The organism is Streptomyces sp. NPDC088157 (genome assembly GCF_044741545.1).
Taxonomy (GTDB): Bacteria; Actinomycetota; Actinomycetes; order Streptomycetales; family Streptomycetaceae; genus Streptomyces.
Genome location: NZ_JBIUSU010000007.1, coordinates 484,061 through 501,228, shown reverse-complemented (window position 1 = coordinate 501,228; position 17,168 = coordinate 484,061). Strand labels below are relative to the sequence as shown.

The 17,168-nt window shown below is 71.0% G+C and carries 16 protein-coding genes and 1 tRNA gene; 10 read left to right on the top strand and 7 right to left on the bottom strand.

What is annotated here, in order from left to right; genetic code table 11:
- Window positions 1-95: 95 nt before the first annotated feature.
- Window positions 96-749 carry a DUF461 domain-containing protein gene (locus ACIPFH_RS29155; protein ID WP_401830966.1) on the bottom strand — a complete coding sequence of 218 codons (654 nt, stop codon included), beginning with the start codon at window positions 747-749 and terminating at the stop codon, window positions 96-98.
- Window positions 750-1,448: 699 nt separating this feature from the next.
- Here ACIPFH_RS29155 and ACIPFH_RS29150 point away from each other — a divergent pair.
- From ACIPFH_RS29150 to ACIPFH_RS29125, 6 genes are all read left to right on the top strand, one after another.
- Window positions 1,449-1,931 (top strand): CarD family transcriptional regulator, encoded by a 483-nt coding sequence (locus ACIPFH_RS29150; protein WP_003953493.1) that lies wholly within the window; start codon window positions 1,449-1,451, stop codon window positions 1,929-1,931.
- 342 nt (window positions 1,932-2,273) lie between these two features.
- Window positions 2,274-3,026: a 2-C-methyl-D-erythritol 4-phosphate cytidylyltransferase gene (ispD, locus tag ACIPFH_RS29145; RefSeq protein WP_401830963.1), complete on the top strand. Its 753-nt coding sequence runs from the start codon at window positions 2,274-2,276 to the stop codon at window positions 3,024-3,026.
- Window positions 3,016-3,558: a 2-C-methyl-D-erythritol 2,4-cyclodiphosphate synthase gene (ispF, locus tag ACIPFH_RS29140; RefSeq protein ID WP_401830960.1), complete on the top strand. Its 543-nt coding sequence runs from the start codon at window positions 3,016-3,018 to the stop codon at window positions 3,556-3,558. Before ispD ends, ispF begins: the two co-directional genes overlap by 11 nt.
- 107 nt (window positions 3,559-3,665) lie before the next feature.
- Window positions 3,666-5,066 (top strand): cysteine--tRNA ligase, encoded by a 1,401-nt coding sequence (gene cysS, locus ACIPFH_RS29135; RefSeq protein WP_401830958.1) that lies wholly within the window; start codon window positions 3,666-3,668, stop codon window positions 5,064-5,066.
- Between the two features lie 101 nt (window positions 5,067-5,167).
- Complete coding sequence (rlmB, locus tag ACIPFH_RS29130) at window positions 5,168-6,109, top strand: 23S rRNA (guanosine(2251)-2'-O)-methyltransferase RlmB (RefSeq protein ID WP_401830956.1); 942 nt, start codon at window positions 5,168-5,170, stop codon at window positions 6,107-6,109.
- A 207-nt stretch (window positions 6,110-6,316) separates the two neighbouring features.
- Entirely contained in the window at window positions 6,317-7,978 is a 1,662-nt protein-coding gene (locus tag ACIPFH_RS29125; RefSeq protein ID WP_401830953.1) for a DoxX family membrane protein, read from the top strand.
- Window positions 7,979-8,138: 160 nt separating this feature from the next.
- On the opposite strand, the gene ACIPFH_RS29120 is transcribed toward ACIPFH_RS29125, so the two are convergent.
- From ACIPFH_RS29120 to ACIPFH_RS29110, 3 genes are all read right to left on the bottom strand, one after another.
- Window positions 8,139-8,870, bottom strand: coding sequence for a nucleotidyltransferase family protein (locus ACIPFH_RS29120; RefSeq protein ID WP_356253690.1), 732 nt, complete (start codon window positions 8,868-8,870; stop codon window positions 8,139-8,141).
- Between the two features lie 100 nt (window positions 8,871-8,970).
- The gene (locus ACIPFH_RS29115) at window positions 8,971-9,441 is read right to left on the bottom strand and encodes a hypothetical protein (RefSeq protein ID WP_401830952.1); all 471 of its coding nucleotides are present in this window, start codon (window positions 9,439-9,441) and stop codon (window positions 8,971-8,973) included.
- 211 nt (window positions 9,442-9,652) lie between these two features.
- A complete protein-coding gene (locus ACIPFH_RS29110; RefSeq protein ID WP_356253696.1) occupies window positions 9,653-10,741 on the bottom strand; it encodes a sn-glycerol-3-phosphate ABC transporter ATP-binding protein UgpC in 1,089 nt (362 codons plus the stop codon).
- Window positions 10,742-11,015: 274 nt separating this feature from the next.
- Here ACIPFH_RS29110 and ACIPFH_RS29105 point away from each other — a divergent pair.
- A tRNA-Thr gene (locus ACIPFH_RS29105) sits at window positions 11,016-11,089 on the top strand.
- A gap of 65 nt (window positions 11,090-11,154) precedes the next feature.
- Here the strand turns inward: ACIPFH_RS29105 and ACIPFH_RS29100 are convergent.
- Window positions 11,155-11,982: an aminoglycoside phosphotransferase family protein gene (locus ACIPFH_RS29100; RefSeq protein ID WP_401831159.1), complete on the bottom strand. Its 828-nt coding sequence runs from the start codon at window positions 11,980-11,982 to the stop codon at window positions 11,155-11,157.
- A gap of 40 nt (window positions 11,983-12,022) precedes the next feature.
- Between ACIPFH_RS29100 and ACIPFH_RS29095 the strand changes: the two genes are divergently transcribed.
- Entirely contained in the window at window positions 12,023-12,721 is a 699-nt protein-coding gene (locus ACIPFH_RS29095) for a rhomboid-like protein (protein ID WP_401830948.1), read from the top strand.
- Window positions 12,722-12,730: 9 nt separating this feature from the next.
- Window positions 12,731-14,149, top strand: a complete 1,419-nt coding sequence (locus ACIPFH_RS29090; RefSeq protein ID WP_401830946.1) for an NAD(P)/FAD-dependent oxidoreductase — start codon at window positions 12,731-12,733, stop codon at window positions 14,147-14,149.
- An 81-nt stretch (window positions 14,150-14,230) separates the two neighbouring features.
- Here the strand turns inward: ACIPFH_RS29090 and ACIPFH_RS29085 are convergent, their stop codons facing one another.
- Window positions 14,231-15,730 carry an MFS transporter gene (locus tag ACIPFH_RS29085; RefSeq protein ID WP_401830943.1) on the bottom strand — a complete coding sequence of 500 codons (1,500 nt, stop codon included), beginning with the start codon at window positions 15,728-15,730 and terminating at the stop codon, window positions 14,231-14,233.
- Window positions 15,731-15,885: 155 nt separating this feature from the next.
- On the opposite strand from ACIPFH_RS29085, the gene ACIPFH_RS29080 reads away from it, so the two are divergent.
- On the top strand, window positions 15,886-16,590 hold the full coding sequence (locus ACIPFH_RS29080; RefSeq protein ID WP_401830940.1) for a pentapeptide repeat-containing protein: 705 nt from the start codon (window positions 15,886-15,888) through the stop codon (window positions 16,588-16,590).
- A 75-nt stretch (window positions 16,591-16,665) separates the two neighbouring features.
- Here the strand turns inward: ACIPFH_RS29080 and ACIPFH_RS29075 are convergent, their stop codons facing one another.
- The gene (locus ACIPFH_RS29075) at window positions 16,666-17,166 is read right to left on the bottom strand and encodes a hypothetical protein (protein ID WP_401831157.1); all 501 of its coding nucleotides are present in this window, start codon (window positions 17,164-17,166) and stop codon (window positions 16,666-16,668) included.
- Window positions 17,167-17,168 lie beyond the last annotated feature (2 nt).

Below are 17,168 nucleotides of genomic sequence, written 5' to 3'. Positions count from 1 at the left end.
TGCGGCAGCCGGGCCGGCAGGTCCTGGGGCGGTGAGGCAGCGGACGAGAAGGGCGGCACCCCACGCGGGGTGCCGCCCTTCTCGTGCGTGCGGGGTCAGTGACCGGCAGCCGACTCCGACGCGGACGCGGAGGCCGTGTTCGACGGGGAGGCCGACGCGGACTCGCCGCCGCCCGCGGCAGCGGAGCCGGAGGCCGACGGCGACGCGCTCCCGGAGGGGGACTGTGCGGCGGTCGGGATGTCGCTCGGGCCCCACTTGGAGAAGTAGCTCTCGGCGGGGACTACGAAGGCGCGCAGGCTGATCTCGCCGGTGTCGCTGAAGGTGAAGGTGACCTTCTGGGCGTCACCGTCCTTGACGGCCTCACGGCTGCTCGACAGCACGGCGGAGGCGTTGTTCGCGCCGCCGATGACGACCGAGCCGCCGGCCGGCACGGTCAGCTCGCCCTTGCCTCCGGCGGGCTTGAGCTCGGCGGACTTGCCGCCGTCGAGGGTGATGGACTCCAGTGTCTGGGGCTTGTCGCCGCTGTTGAAGACGGTCGCCGAGATCACGGCGGGTCCGGTCGACTCCAGGTCGGGCTGGGTGATGACGACGACGTTCTGAAGCTTGATGTCGCCGACGCTGGTCGCGGCGTTGTCCGGCTGGATCTCCAGGGTCTGGGAGTCGTTGCCGGCCCCACAGGCGGCGAGCGAGGCGATCGAGAACGCGATGGCGGAAGCGGCGAGGGCGCCGCGTCGAAGGCTGCTGCTCACGGCGGCGGCAACTCCTTGTGCACGCGGGCGGCTTTCCTTTGGATAAAGCCGTCCTAAGGGTCTGTCAGCGGCCTCAGGTTACCGAGCCGTTCTCGCGCCACCGCACCCGACCCGCCTCTAGAGCGATCCCGTGCCTCGACGGACGCGTCTGCCGCCCTCCCGCCTCAGCTGTCTCACCCTCTGTCCCACGACATGTCCGACCACCCGCCCCGCCACCTGTCCCGCCAGACATCAGAGGTTCGCTCACGACCCATGAGTCGCATAGACATCACCCGTCTTCTTCCTGCTCGTCTGTCATTCACATAACGGCCGCCGACGTCCCCGGCGGATTTTCGGTGAAGGAATGCGAGGTGATCCTCGGAATTGATCACGGCCCGGTCCGAACGGTCGATGATCAATTATGGAAACGGCTCGTATCCGGCCACGTGAACCGAACGGAGTAGCGGAAGTCGCACTCCTGGAAGCGGACATATGTGGACGTTCAGCCGTTCGGGCGGAGCTTCGGATGCGTGTAACGTGCGCGTTTCTCCCCCCTCGGAGAGCCGCTCCGACCTGCGAATACCTGCTTCCGTCGGCCCTCCGCAGCACGTTCCTGTTACTGTTGTCAAGCCCCGAGATATGCCCTGACCTGCGAAAACGCCATTCAGAACCCGCAGTTTCCGTGTTACCCTGGATAGCCACGGAAGGGGTACCTGTCACATGACGTTCAAGGTTGGCGACACCGTGGTCTATCCCCATCACGGGGCCGCGCTGATCGAGGCCATCGAAACTCGCCAGATCAAAGGCGTGGACAAGACCTACTTGGTGCTGAAGGTCGCCCAGGGTGACCTGACGGTACGTGTGCCAGCGGACAATGCGGAGTTCGTCGGCGTACGTGATGTGGTCGGTCAGGACGGGCTGGACCGGGTCTTCGAGGTGCTGCGCGCGCCGTACGCCGAGGAGCCCACGAACTGGTCGCGTCGTTACAAGGCAAATCTGGAGAAGCTCGCCTCCGGCGATGTCATCAAGGTCGCGGAAGTAGTGCGTGACCTGTGGCGTCGTGAGCGCGAGCGCGGACTCTCCGCCGGTGAGAAGCGCATGCTCGCCAAGGCCCGTCAGATCCTGGTGAGTGAACTCGCTCTCGCGGAGAACACCAACGAGGACAAGGCCGAAGCCCTGCTCGACGAGGTCCTCGCGTCCTGAGCCGGCTGAGCTCGACAAGGTTCTCGAGTTTCTGATGCCGACCCGAGACCGGCCTCAGCACACTGAAGAACACTGAAATGCCGTGGTGCCCGATGACGTATTTCCCGTCGCCGGGCGCTGCGGCATGTTCGCGCTCGGACACCGCCGTACGCCCTACCCCCGCGGGTGTGGTCGGTCGATTCGGCCCCCCGATGCTTGCGACCGATGCTTCGATACCTGGTGTGCCGGGCCCGGGCTGCTGCCTCGACCTGAACGTCACGGAAGGGTCCCGTCAAGGCGTCGCGCCCGGCACTTCCCAGGCCATACCCACGCCAGGCCAGCACACAAACCTGACAGGAACCGATGTCTGACGATTCGCGTCCCTCCCCCGCGCCCGCCCGCACGGCCGCGGTGATTCCGGCCGCCGGCCGGGGCGTCCGCCTCGGTCCGGGCGCCCCCAAAGCGCTCCGCACGCTGGGCGGCACGCCCATGCTGATCCACGCGGTGCGCGCCCTCGCCGCCTCCCGTGCCGTCTCGCTGGTCGTCGTCGTGGCCCCGCCGGACGGCACCGCCGAGGTGAAGTCGCTGCTCGACGCGCACGCGCTGCCCGACCGCACCGACTTCCTGGTCGTCCCCGGCGGTGACTCGCGTCAGGAGTCCGTGAAGCTCGGCCTGGACGCGCTGCCGCCCGGCCACGACATCGTCCTCGTGCACGACGCGGCCCGGCCCCTGGTCCCCGTCGACACGGTGGACGCCGTGATCGAGGCGGTACGGGACGGCGCCCCGGCCGTCGTCCCCGCGCTTCCGCTCGCGGACACCGTCAAGGAGGTCGAGCCGGCCCGGACCGTCGGCGACCCCGAGCCCGTCGTCGCCACCCCGGAGCGCGCCCGCCTGCGCGCCGTGCAGACTCCGCAGGGCTTCGACCGGGCCACGCTGGTCCGCGCCCACGAGTCCGTCACCAACAACGTCACCGACGACGCGAGCATGGTCGAGCAGCTGGGTCTGACGGTCGTGGTCGTCCCCGGCCACGAGGAGGCCTTCAAGGTGACCCGCCCCCTGGACCTGGTCCTCGCGGAGGCGGTCCTGGCCCGCAGGAGGCTCAACGATGGCTTCTGAGACGCCCTTCGCAGGGGTGACCCTGCCCCAGGTCGGCATCGGCACCGACATCCACGCCTTCGAGGAGGGCCGCGAGCTGTGGTGCGCGGGCCTGAAGTGGGAGGGGGAGGGCCCCGGGCTGGCCGGGCACTCCGACGCGGACGTCGTCGCGCACGCCGCCTGCAACGCGCTCTTCTCCGCCGCCGGCCTCGGTGACCTGGGGCAGCACTTCGGCACCGGGCGTCCCGAGTGGTCCGGCGCCTCGGGCGTCACCCTGCTCACCGAGGCGGCCCGGATCGTCCGCGAGGCCGGCTTCGTCATCGGCAACATCGCCGTACAGGTCGTCGGCCCCCGCCCCAAGATCGGCAAGCGGCGCGACGAGGCCCAGAAGGTCCTGTCCGAGGCGGCCGGCGCCCCCGTGTCGGTGTCGGGCGCGACGACCGACGGGCTCGGTTTCCCGGGCCGGGACGAGGGGCTGATGGCGATCGCGACGGCGCTGGTGGCGCCTACCGGCGTGCGTGCCGGGACAGGGTCCGGTACCGGTACCGGCTGAGGTCGCGGAGGCCGCACCGGCCGACCTGTGCCATGGCATGTCACGAATGTGTGGCCCTTGGGCGGAAGGGGCTCGGGGCATCGCTTCGCGCCCACTACCCTGGAGTGGTGACCATTCGCCTGTACGACACCAGTGCCCGGCAGATCCGTGACTTCGCCCCGCTCCAGCCGGGTTGTGTCTCGATCTACCTCTGTGGTGCCACCGTGCAGGCCGCCCCGCACATCGGGCACATCCGCTCGGGCCTGAACTTCGACATCATGCGTCGCTGGTTCACCCACCGCGGCTACGACGTCACGTTCATCCGCAACGTCACCGACATCGACGACAAGATCATCAACAAGTCGCACGTCCAGGGCCGCCCCTGGTGGTCCATCGGGTACGAGAACGAGCGGGCGTTCAACGACGGCTATCAGGCGCTGGGTTGCCTGCCGCCGACCTACGAGCCCCGCGCCACCGGGCACGTGCCCGAGATGATCGAGATGATGCGCGGGCTGATCGAGCGCGGCCACGCCTACGAGTCCGACGGCAACGTCTACTTCGACGTGCGCTCGTTCCCGGGCTACCTGGAGCTGTCCAACCAGGACCTGGACGATCTGCGGCAGCCCTCCGGCGAGGGCGAGACCGGCAAGCGCGACAACCGGGACTTCGCCCTGTGGAAGTCCGTCAAGCCGGGGGAGCCGAGCTGGGAGACCCCCTGGGGCCGCGGGCGTCCCGGCTGGCACCTCGAGTGCTCGGCGATGGCGCACAAGTACCTGGGCCCCGTCTTCGACATCCACGGCGGCGGCCTCGACCTGATCTTCCCGCACCACGAGAACGAGATCGCCCAGGCCAAGGCCTACGGCGACGAGTTCGCGCGGTACTGGGTGCACAACGCCTGGGTCACCATGAGCGGCGAGAAGATGTCGAAGTCGCTGGGCAACAGCGTCCTCGTCTCCGAGATGGTGAAGCAGTGGCGCCCGATCGTGCTGCGCTACTACCTCGGCACGCCCCACTACCGCTCGATGATCGAGTACAGCGAGGAGTCGCTGCGCGAGGCCGAGTCGGCGTTCGCGCGGATCGAGGGCTTCGTGCAGCGCGTCGTCGAGAAGGCCGGGGGGGTCGTCGAGCCGGCGGCCGAGGTGCCGCCCGCCTTCGCCGAGGCGATGGACGACGACCTGGGTGTTCCGCAGGCGCTGGCCATCGTGCACACGACGGTCCGGCAGGGGAACTCGGCCCTCGCCGCCGACGACAAGGAAGCCGCCGTGGCCCGCCTCGCCGAGGTCCGCGCCATGCTCGGCGTCCTCGGTCTGGACCCGCTCGACGCCCACTGGGCGGGCGAGGAGACCCGGGGTGAGGACCTGCACGGCGTGGTGGACAGCCTCGTCCGACTCGTCCTCGACCAGCGGGAGTCGGCCCGCGGGCGCAAGGACTGGGCGACCGCGGACGCCATTCGTGACCAGCTCAACCAGTCCGGCCTGGCCATCGAGGACGGTCCACAGGGACCGCGCTGGAGCCTCGGCCCGCGCTAGGACGGCCGCAGGGCCTGTCCTTGATCGACTGTGCCGCCCGGCCTCCCGGGCGGCACACTGCATAAGACGTACGTACGAATGCTCACGGAGACGAGAGACTCATGGCAGCCAACAACCGCCGCATGTCCGGCAAGAAGGGCGCGCAGGTCGGCAGTGGCGGCCAGCGGCGCCGGGGCCTGGAAGGCAAGGGACCGACCCCGCCCGCCGAGATGCGCAAGAAGCACAAGGCGAACCGCTTCGCGACCGCCAAGGCGAAGCAGGCCGCGCGCCGGCCCGCGCCGCGCGGCCGTGGCGGCAAGGGCACGTCCGAGATGGTCGTCGGCCGCAACTCCGTCGTCGAGGCGCTGCGCGAGGGCGTGCCCGCGACGATGCTCTACGTGCAGCAGTTCATCGACAACGACGAGCGGGTGCGCGAGGCGCTCCAGCTCGCCGGTGAGCGCGGCGGCATCCACCTCATGGAGGCCCCGCGTCCCGAACTGGACCGCATGACCAACGGCCTCAACCACCAGGGCCTGGTCCTCCAGGTCCCGCCGTACGAGTACGCGCACCCCGAGGACCTGGCGTCGGCCGCCCACGACAACGGCGAGGACCCGCTGATCGTCGCCCTCGACGGCGTGACCGACCCGCGCAACCTGGGTGCCGTCGTCCGTTCGGTCTCCGCCTTCGGCGGTCACGGCGTCGTCGTCCCGGAGCGCCGCGCGGCCGGTATGACGGCCGGCGCCTGGAAGACGTCCGCCGGTGCGGCCGCCCGCACCCCGGTCGCCCGCGCCACCAACCTCACCCGCGCCCTGGAGGCCTACAAGAAGGCCGGCATCGCGGTCGTCGGCCTGGCCGCCGACGGCGAGCACGAGGTCGGCACGCTGAAGGCCCTGGACGGCCCGGTCGTCATCGTCGTCGGCAGCGAGGGCAAGGGCCTCTCCCGCCTCGTCGGCGAGACGTGCGACTTCCGGGTGCGCATCCCGATGCCGGGCGGCGCGGAATCCCTCAACGCGGGTGTGGCGGCCGGGATCGTGCTCTATGAGGCGGCCCGGCGGAGGGCCTGAGAGCGGGCGGCGCAGCAGCTGGATCCGCCGGTCGGAGGCCGGCGGGCCGTGCGAGGCCGCGTGACGTGCGAGGGCGGCGGAGGGAGACGCCGGGCCCGTGGGAGGTTCACTCGAACGGGTTAATCCCGGCGAGTAGTGCAACCTTGACGGAGCCCGGACAGATCCGGCGGGTCAAAGCAGTGTCCTAAACACACGTCACTCGGTTAGATGAGTGTGGACACCAGAACACCCCGCACACCCACGGAGGACCGCTCGTCGGGATTCGACGACGCTCCCGCGCTGAGCATGGTGAAGGTGCCGAGCGATCCGGCGCAGATCATCGTCAGCCACGCGAGCTTCCGCGTGCAGCTGGGCGCGTCGGCGCGGCGTAACCAATCCCCGCGGATCGCCCGGCACGTGAGCGCCATCGATGACACCGCGCGCATCCCCGCCGCCGGGGCGGCGGGCAGAGCGGGCGCCGCTTCCGGTGGCCGTCGGCGAGCCGTCGTCTGGAGCGGCAAGTCCGCCCCCGACGACACCGGCGCCCACCGACTGCTCCAGGCCGTGCGGGCAGGCAGCGTCGGCCACGGCGAACCGCCCGCCGCCGACGCCGGAGCCACCCAGGTCATCCCCCGCGTCGGCATGGGCGACCGGGGTTACGACGGCGGCCTCGCCGCGCAGACCCTCGAGACCCCGATCGTCGGCGCGCAGCGGGCGCCCGTCGACGGCGAGCAGCGGATCCTGCCGAACATGCGCGGCGTCGGCAGCGCCTACGACGAACCCGACTACGACGACGCCCAGTTCGAGGACTTCGGGGAAGCCGACGCCGATCCCGAGCCGGCTCCGCGCGGCCGACGGCAGGGCGACGACCCCGCCCGGCACGCCTACTATCCGGGCCGCCGGATGAACCTCGGCGTCGTCCTGCTCCCGTTGCGCGTCTTCCTCGGCTTCATCTCGATCTACGCCGGCATGGGCAAGCTGTGCGACCCCGTCTACTTCGACGGCGGCAAGCGCGGCTCCATGGTGAAGTGGCTCAACACCCTGCATCCGTGGGAAGTCGCCGAACCGCTGCGCCAGTTCGCCCTGCACCACCCCGTCGGCTCCGGCCTGGTCATCGCCTTCCTCCAGGTCGTCGTGGGCGTCCTCACCGTCCTGGGCTGCTGGCAGCGGGTCGCCGCGGTGGTCGGCGCGGGACTCTCCGCCGCGCTCATCGTCACCGTCAGCTGGAAGACCGTCCCGGTCTACGACACTCCCGACATCATCTATCTCGCCGCCTGGTCGCCGCTGATCATCGCCGGCGCCCCCGTCTACTCGGTCGACGGCCGCCTCGCCGCCGGTGCGTGGCGCCGACTCGGCCCGCGCTCCGACCTGTGGGAGCTGCGCCGGTACGTGCTGCGCCGTGGTGTCCTCGTCACCTCGATCGCCGTAGGTCTCACCCTTCTGGTCGGCTCGCTGCTCGGCGGTGCCGTCCGCGACGCCGACCGGGTGATCGTCCCCGGTCCGGGCGAGCCCCCGCGCAACGAACTGCCCGGCTCCCCGCTGCCGCAGAAGTCCGGCACGCACAAGGCCTCCCGCGAGCCCGCCGCGTCCACGTCACCCACCCAGGGCGCCACCTCGGCCGCACCGACGGCGGGCACGGACAGCGAGCCCTCCGAGGCCGAGGACTCCGGCACCACGGGCAGGACCGGCGCCGGCATGCCCAGCCAGACCCAGGGCACCGCGGGCCAGGCCCCGCCCGAGCGGTCCGAGCCGGTGGAGCAGGCCCCCGCCACCAGCTCGGGTCCCGGCTCCGGTGGTTCGAGCAGCTCGGGCGGTTCCACGAGCGGCGGCTCGGACGGCGGCTCGTCGTCCTCCGGCCAGCCCGGCCTGGTGGGCGGCCTGCTCGGGTAGGGCGGTCGTCCGAAAAACCAAGGTCGTTCGAAAAACCAGGGTGCCGTGCGCTTGTCAGCGCACGGCACCCTGGTTTCTCTGAGACATGCGGGCATGCGGGGAACCGCGCGACCGGCCGCAACCGGCCCGCGGACAACGACGAAACGCCCCTGTCCGACTGTCAGCGACGAGCCGCCGCCAGTTCCTTCGCCGCCTCGGTGAGGTCCTTCGCGGTGTCGATGGCCCGCCAGTACGCCCCTTGAGGGAGCGGGAACCCGGCCAGCCGCCGCTCACGGGCGAGGTGCGGGAACGTCGTCCGCTCGTGGTCCCCCCGCTCGGGGAGCAGCCCGGCGAAGGCGGGGGAGAAGACGTAGACGCCCGCGTTGATCTCGTACGTGGTGGGCGGCGCCTCGATGAAGTCCGTGATGTGGCCGAAGCCGTCCGTCTGCACCGCACCCCACGGAATGCGGGGACGCGCCAGCGCGAGGGTCGCTATGGCGTCGCGCTCGGTGTGGAAGTCGGCCATCTCGCGCAGCGAGAAACGGGTCCAGATGTCGCCGTTGGTGGCGTACCAGGACCGGTCGGGGTGGGGCAGGTGGGCGGCCGCGTACTTCAGGCCGCCGCCGCGGCCCAGGGGCTCGGTCTCCACGACCGTGGTGACCTTCACGGGCAGGTCGGCCGACTTCAGCCAGTCCTGAAGGACCTCGGCGAGATGACCGCAGGAGACGACGACGTCGGTGACGCCCTCATCGGCGAGCCAGCCGATCTGGTGGCCGATGATCGGCGTCCCCGTGCCGGGGATCTCGACCATCGGCTTGGGCCGGTCGTCGGTGTACGGACGCAGCCGGGACCCCTGGCCACCGGCCAGGATGACGGCTTGCGTGGGGCGGGACGCGGCGTGCGGATCGGTCATGCCCGCACTGTACGTGCCGCTGTTTTCGGGGTGTGCGGCTCCCCCGACAGGAGGGGAACCGCACACCCCGGTCCGGTACGGGACCTGGCGGCCCGGCGGCTCAGCCTCGCGCCGCCAGGACGCCCGACGCGAAGGCCGTGTCGCACACCGGGCGGGCGTACGACTGGGCGCGCGAGGCGCCGTACACGCGGACGGCGGCGCGGCCCAGGGAGCGGGCGATGGAGGAGCAGTGCCTCGCCAGCGACGGCCTGCCGTTCACGGCGGCCTGGAGGTGGGTCAGGGCGACGCCCGGGTCCTTCTCCTGGAGCTCGGTCAGCAACTGGTCGCGCAGTACGTCCTGAGGGGCCTTGGCGGCCTTCTGCGAGGACTGGTGCGCGGCGGAGACCTCGGAGGCGGTGAGCACCGAATCCGAGGGGTTCCCCGACCAGTTGACCCGGGTGACCGCGAGGGTCCCGGAGAGCACCATGACGACGGGCAGGACGAGGGCGAGCGAGCGGCCGATCCGGCGGGCTGGGCCGCCCTGGCCGCGGCGCGTGCGCTGGGTGGTGGAGTGGTTCGCGGAGTGCTTCACGCGTGAGAGGGTAGCGTGCAGTAATGATTTGGCGACATTCAGTCACCCGGACGGGGGATGAAGACGTGCTCCCTTTTGGGTAAGGGGTTGACGGGCGCCCGGCGAATTGTCCGTCGTGTCGTGATGCGGTGGCCCTTGGGCGGCCGCTCGGAGGGCATGGAAAAAGGCCCCGCAGCCTGCTGCGGGGCCCTTCTCGTCAACTCAACCGGGGTCAGTCGGAGAGGCGCGCGCCCGTCGACGTCGAGAACACGTGGGTCTCGCCCGCGCGCGGAACGACGTGCAGCGTGCTGCCCTTCTCCGGGACGTCACGGCCGCCGACGCGGACCACGAGGTCCTTCGACTCGCCGCCGACCTTCGCGGTGCCGTAGACGAAGGCGTCGGAGCCGAGCTCCTCGACCACGTTCACGACGACCGCGAGACCCGTGTCGGCGTCGGCGCCGGCCACGTCGAAGTGCTCGGGGCGGACACCGACGGTGACCGTCTTGTCGGTGGCGGCGGCGAGCGCGTCGCGCTGCACCGGCACCACCGAGTTGCCGAACTTCACGCCGCCGTCGGCGATCGGCACCTCGACGAGGTTCATCGCCGGGGAGCCGATGAAGCCGGCCACGAAGAGGTTCGCGGGCCGGTCGTACATGTTGCGCGGGGTGTCGACCTGCTGGAGCAGACCGTCCTTGAGGACCGCCACCCGGTCGCCCATGGTCAGGGCCTCGACCTGGTCGTGGGTGACGTAGACGGTGGTGATGCCGAGGCGGCGCTGGAGCGAGGCGATCTGCGTACGCGTCGACACACGGAGCTTGGCGTCCAGGTTGGACAGCGGCTCGTCCATGAGGAAGACCTGCGGCTCACGCACGATGGCGCGGCCCATCGCGACACGCTGGCGCTGACCACCCGAGAGGGCCTTCGGCTTGCGGTCCAGGTACTCGGTGAGGTCGAGGATCTTCGCGGCCTCCTCGACCTTCTGCCGGATCTCCGCCTTGTTGACGCCGGCGATCTTGAGCGCGAAGCCCATGTTGTCGGCGACCGACATGTGCGGGTACAGCGCGTAGTTCTGGAACACCATGGCGATGTCCCGGTCCTTCGGCGGCAGGTGGGTGACGTCGCGGTCGCCGATGCGGATCGCACCGCCGTTGACGTCCTCGAGCCCCGCGAGCATGCGGAGCGAGGTGGACTTGCCGCAGCCGGACGGGCCGACCAGGACGAGGAACTCGCCGTCAGCGATGTCGATCTCGAGTGCGTCGACGGCGGGCTTGGTGGAGCCCGGGTAGACCCGGGTCGCCTTGTCGAACGTGACAGTGGCCATGGTGAAAGGCCCCCTTCTACCGGCAGGAACGTGCCGGACGATCCGTTGTAGGAAGGTGGTTGGTGTAGTCCACATGAGCGAACTGGGTCAGGACGGTACCTGGCGTTTCCCGGCCTGTCAGTACCTGGAGGCATGTGAACTTCACGAAAATTTCCCGAGTGGGGCCGCGCCGCTCCCCGGTGAGAGCCGCGCGGACCGGAGAAGTCCGTGGCTGGCGGAAACCGGGGCTGTGTACAGTGGAGCCGCCCTCGCGTGCGGCGTCGCGGCGCGTGGTGCCTCCTTAGCTCAGCTGGCCAGAGCAGCGCACTTGTAATGCGCAGGTCGTCGGTTCGAATCCGACAGGGGGCTCGATGAAAAGCCCAGGTCAGCGCTTGTCTGTCCTGGGCTTTCGGGTGCCTTCGCCCGACGCCCCGTCACCCTCGCAGAAGGCGGGCGATCTCCAGGCGTTCCGGGTCCGGTGGGCGGCCGCCCTGGGTCGCCCACAGGCAGTCCTGGAGGACGCGGCCGAGGGTCCAGGCTCGTGCCCGTTCCCGGTCCAGGCCGAGCACGCCGGTCATCGCGTCGAAACGGCGGCGCACGTCGAGCGGGTCGTAGCGGTTGACGAGCGCGGGGAGCAGTTCGAAGCCGGGGTCGCCGGCCAGCGGTTTGGGGTCGATGGCGAGCCAGGGGGCGCGGTCGGCCGCGAGGACGTTCTCGTAGTGCAGGTCCCAGTGCAGGAGCCGGTCGCCGGGCTCGGCCACGACCTCGCGGACGGCGGCCGCGCAGTCACGGACCAGTCGGCGTTCGGACGGGTCGGGGACGCGTTCCAGGGCCCGGGGAGTTTGTTCCAGCATGGCCCGGGCCATGTCGCCCAGTCTGCGCATGCCCTCGGGGGCCGGGACGGCCGTCAGACGGGCCAGCAGGCCGGCGATGACCAGCGCCGCCTCGTGGACGTCCTCGACGTGGGACAGCATGCGGGCCGGGTCGAGGCGTTCGAGGAGCATGGTGCCCGTCGGCTCGTCGTGCCGCAGCAGCCGTACGGCCCGGTCGCCGTCCCAGATCCGCAGGGCGGCCGGTTCGCCGGCGCTCTCCTCGTCGAGGATCTGCAGCTTCAGCACGGCCCGTGTGCCGTCGGTCGCCGTGACCGGCAGGACGAGCGCGCAGACCCCGTGCAGGGACGGGCCGTCGATCCGCAGTCCCCAGCGGTCGAGGAAGTCCGTCACCAGGGCCGGCAGGCCGGCGATGAACGTGCGTCCCGCCATGCCGTTGATCTTTACCTGTTCTGTCACCAGTGCATCCGGAATGTCGATCACTTCGCGGACGATACTGGGGCGCGTGAAGCGGCTCAGGGGAGTTTCCGGTGTGCGGCGGGCGGTCTGGGCGTACGTCCGCAGCGCGCCCGGCACGTACGTGTGGCTGACGGTCCTGTTCGTCACCACGGTCGCCCTGCATCACATGTCACCGGAGTTCGAGCAGGAGTTCCTGCGCCAGCGGTCCACCAACATCCATGAGCTGTCCCGGCATCCGGTGCGGGTGCTGGTGGCCAGCGCGATGTGGATCGACGGTGGGTACTGGCTGCCGTACGCGGTGTTGTACTCCGTCTTCCACGCCCAGGCCGAGCGCTGGCTGGGGACCGCGCGGTGGCTGGCGGTGTGCGCGGCCGCGCATGTGCTGGCGACGCTGCTGAGCGAGGGGGCGCTGGCGAAGGCGATCCGGGACGGGCTCGCTCCGCGGTCGGCGATCAACACCCTCGATGTCGGGGTGAGTTACGCCTTGTCGGGCGTGGTGGCGGTGCTGGTGTACCGGATCCGCCCGCCCTGGCGGTACGGGTGTCTCGCGGCCGTTCTCGTCTTCTACGCCGTTCCGCTGACGGCCGGGCCGACCTTCACCGACTTCGGTCACTTCGTCTCCGTCCTCATCGGACTGGGGTGTTATCCGCTGGTCAGAGGGCGCGAAAGAGTACGGAATCCGAAGGAGACAGCGCCCGTGCCGCCGGGTTAACGTCCGGCCATGAGCAGCTCGGCGAGCGGTGTCGTGAACGGCGTCGTCAATGGCGGTGTCTCCTTCTGGTACGCGGACGACGGTCTCCCGGCGGTGCGGGAGCCGCTCACCGGTGACGCCTCCGCCGACGTCGTGATCATCGGCGGCGGGTACACGGGCCTGTGGACGGCGTACTACCTGAAGAAGGCGGCGCCCTCCCTGAGGATCACCGTCCTGGAGCAGAGGTTCTGCGGATACGGAGCCTCGGGGCGCAACGGCGGCTGGCTGTACAACGGCATCGCGGGTCGTGACAGGTACGCGAGGCTCCACGGTCACGAGGCGGCCGTACGGCTCCAACGGGCGATGAACGACACCGTCGACGAGGTCGTCCGGGCGGTGGCGGAGGAGGGCTTCGACGCCGGTGTCCACCGGGGCGGGGTGCTGGAGGTGGCCCGGACCCCGGCGCAGCTGGCGCGGCTGAAGGACTTCCACGCGCACGAGCTGTCGTACGGGGAGCGGGACCGTGAGCTCTACGGGGCCCGGGAGACGGCCGAGCGGGTGCGGGTCGCGGGCGCCGTGGGGTCGAGCTGGACGCCGCACGGCGCGCGCGTGCACCCGGTGAGGCTGGTGAAGGGACTCGCGTCGGCCGTGGATGCGCTGGGGGTGGATGTCCGCGAGTCGACGCCGGTGACGGAGATCCTTCCGGGGCGGGCGGTGACGCCGTACGGGACCGTGCGGGCGCCGTACGTGCTGCGCTGTACGGAGGGGTTCACGGCCGCGTTGAAGGGGGAGCGGCGGACCTGGCTGCCCATGAACTCCTCGATGATCGCCACCGAGCCGCTCACCGAGGAGCAGTGGGCGGCGGTCGGCTGGGCGGGGCGCGAGGCGCTGGGCGACATGGCGCACGCCTACATGTACGCCCAGCGCACGGTCGACGGCCGGATCGCGCTCGGCGGGCGCGGGGTGCCCTACCGCTTCGGCTCGCGGACGGACAACGACGGGCGCACGCAGCTCGAGACCGCGCGGGCGCTGCGCGAGATCCTGGTCGGGTTCTTCCCGGCGCTGGCCGGGGTGCGGGTCGAGCACGCCTGGTCCGGGGTACTGGGCGTGCCGCGTGACTGGTGCGCGACGGTGACGCTGGACCGGGACACGGGCCTCGGCCGGGCGGGCGGTTACGTCGGCTCCGGCGTCGCCACCGCGAATCTCGCCGGGCGGACGCTGCGGGACCTGGTCCTTCTCCACTCCGGGCAGGAGGGAAGCACCGAACTGACCGGACTCCCCTGGGTCGGCCACAAGGTGCGCAGGTGGGAGCCGGAGCCGCTGCGGTGGCTGGGGGTGCAGGGCATGTACGCGACGTACCGGGCGGCGGACCGGCGGGAGACGGAGAGCCACGCGGCGGGCTCCTCACGGCTGGCGCGGCTCGCGGACCGGGTGGCGGGGCGCCACTGAGCCTGCCCGGTCGGGGCGGTCGCCCGGTGGGCGGTCGTGCAGCGGGTGCGCGTACCGGGGTTGGCGGCTGCTGGGAGGCGGTCAGTTCACGGGCTCCGGTACGGCCGACTGTGCCGGGGCGTGCCTCGGGGGTCCGGTCGTGACCATCAGGCCCGCCACCAGGCCGGCCAGCAGCATGATGCCGGCGGCCCACCAGATGGCGACCGTGTAGCCGTGCACGGTGCCTTCCGCCGCGACCTGCGCCTTGCGGGCGGGGCCGGTCAGATGGGCCGAGACGTAGGCGGCGCTGCTGGTGGTGGCGATCGTGTTGAGCAGCGCGGTGCCGATGGAGCCGCCCACCTGCTGTGAGGTGTTGACGGTGGCGGAGGTGACGCCCGCGTCCTGCGGGGCGACCCCGGCGGTCGCCGTGGAGAAGACCGGCATGAAGGTCAGGCCCATGCCGAGGCCCATCAGCAGCAGCGCGGGCAGGATCTCGCTGGTGTAGGAGGAGTGCACCGTCATCCGGGTGAGGATCACCATGCCGCCCGAGGCGAGGAGCATGCCGGGGACCATCAGCATGCGCGGCGGCACCCGGTTCATCAGCCGGGCGGAGATCTGGGTGGAGCCGATGATGATCGCCAGGGTGAGCGGGAGGAAGGCGAGACCCGTCTTGAGGGGGGAGTAGCCGAGGATGACCTGGAGGTAGTAGGTCATGAACAGGAACAGGCCGAACATCCCGATGATGGCCAGGCCCATGGTCAGGAAGCAGCCCGCGCGGTTGCGCTCCTTGATGATGTGCAGGGGCAGCAGCGGCACCCGCGCCTTCGTCTGCCACCACACGAAGACCGTGAGCAGGACGATCCCGCCCGCGAAGAGGGCCAGCACCAGGGGGTCGGTCCAGCCGCGCGGCTCGGCCTCGCTGAAGCCGTAGACGATCGCGACCAGGCCGCCGCAGCCGAGCACCGCGCCGGGCACGTCGAGACGGGCGCCCGCGTGGCCGGGGCGGTCGTGGAGCAGCGCGAGGGCGCCGAGCACGGCGACGACGGCGATGGGCACGTTGACGTACAGGCACCAGCGCCAGTCGAGGTACTCGGTGAGCAGACCGCCGACGATGAAGCCGATCGCGGCGCCGCTGCCGGCGAGGGCGCCGTAGATGCCGAAGGCCTTGCCGCGTTCCTTGGGGTCGGTGAACGTCGTCGTCAGGAGGCTGAGCGCGGAAGGGGCGAGTACGGCCGCGAAGGCGCCCTGGAGGGCGCGGGCGCCGAACAGCATGGCCGAGTTGGTGGCCGCCCCGCCGAGCGCGGAGGCGGCGGCGAAGCCGATTAGCCCGATGACGAACGTGCGTTTGCGGCCCACCAGGTCGGCGATGCGGCCGCCGAGCAGCAGCAGGCCGCCGAAGGCGAGGGTGTAGGCGGTGATCACCCATTGCCGGTCGCCGTCGGAGATGCCCAGGTCCTGCTGGGCGGAAGGCAGCGCGATGTTCACGATCGTCGCGTCCAGGACGACCATGAGCTGGGCGAGGGCGATGATCACCAGGCCCCACCAGCGGCGGGGATCGGGTTCGGTGTCGGCGGAGGATTCACCTGTCCGGGTGACACTCATCCAGACAGAACACCACGAATCGGGTCGTGTCGCATCCCTGAACCGGTCGCCTGGGCGGCCTGCGGGGCGGCAGCCTGCCAGGTGGCCTGGCCAGGGGTGGGGTCGCCGGGGACGGGGTTGACGGGATTGTCAGTGGCGGGGTGCAGCATGGGGGCATGGCGAGGACAGGTACCGGCAGGACCGGCAGCGGCGGGGGCAGGGCCAGTACGGCGGTGAAGGGCGCGCGGCGTCCGGAGGTGCGGCTGCCGGCCCTGGAGCCGTACGGGGGCGGGGAGCTGGAGCCCGACGGGGACTACGACGGCGTGGAGTTGCGCGAGCTGGACCTCGTCGGGCAGGACGGCGGGGGCGCCCGTTTCATGGACTGCGCCCTGACGGGCTGCGCGCTGGACGAGACGCGGCTGCGCCACACCCGCTTCCTCGACTCGGTCCTCACCGGCATCCGGGGCGTCGGTACGGACCTGGCGGAGGCCACGCTGCGCGATGTCGAGCTGCTCGACGCCCGCCTGGGCGGCACCCAGATGTACGGCGCCGTCCTGGAACGGGTCGTGATCCGCGGCGGCAAGATCGACTACCTGAACCTGCGCCAGGCGCGGCTGCGGGACGTGGTCTTCGAGGCGTGCGTCCTGGTCGAACCGGACTTCGGCGGCGCCCGCCTGGAACGCGTCGAGTTCGTCGACTGCGCCCTGAAGTCCGCCGACTTCACCGCGGCGACCCTGACGGACGTGGACCTGCGAGGAGCGGTGGAACTCGGCATCGCGGGCGGCGTGGACCGACTGTCGGGCGCGGTGATCAGCGCGGCCCAACTGCTCGACCTGGCACCGGTACTGGCAGGGGAACTGGGAATCAGGGTGGAGGACTGAGGAAGGGTCCGGGAGCCGGGCGGAGCGGAGGCCCGGCGGCGCGGAAGCGTAGGGGACGGGGGATGGTCCTTGGGGCTATCTCGCTCGTGGGAAGCGGGACTGCAGGGTCCAGATCGCGGGGTTCTCGGCCAGGTCCTCGTGCAGATCGGTCAGATCGGCGAGGAGGTCGTGCAGGAAGTCGCGGGCCTCGCGGCGGAGTTCGGCGTGGGAGAAGGTGAGCGGGGGCTCCTCCGCCGGCATCCAGTCGGCCTCGATGTCCACCCAGCCGAAGCGGCGCTCGAAGAGCATGCGGTCGGTGGACTCGGTGAAGTCCAGTTCCGCGTACTGCGGGCGGGAGGCGCGGGAGCCCGCCGGATCCTGGTCGATCCGTTCCACGATGTCGCACAGCGCCCACGCGAAGTCCAGCACCGGCACCCATCCCCAGGCTGTGGACACCTCACGGTCCGCCTTGGTGTCGGCGAGGTAGACGTCGCCGCAGAACAGGTCATGGCGCAGGGTGTGGACGTCCGCGCGCCGGTAGTCCAGCTGCGGCGGGTCCGGAAAGCGGTTGGAGAGGGCGTAGCCGATGTCGAGCACGT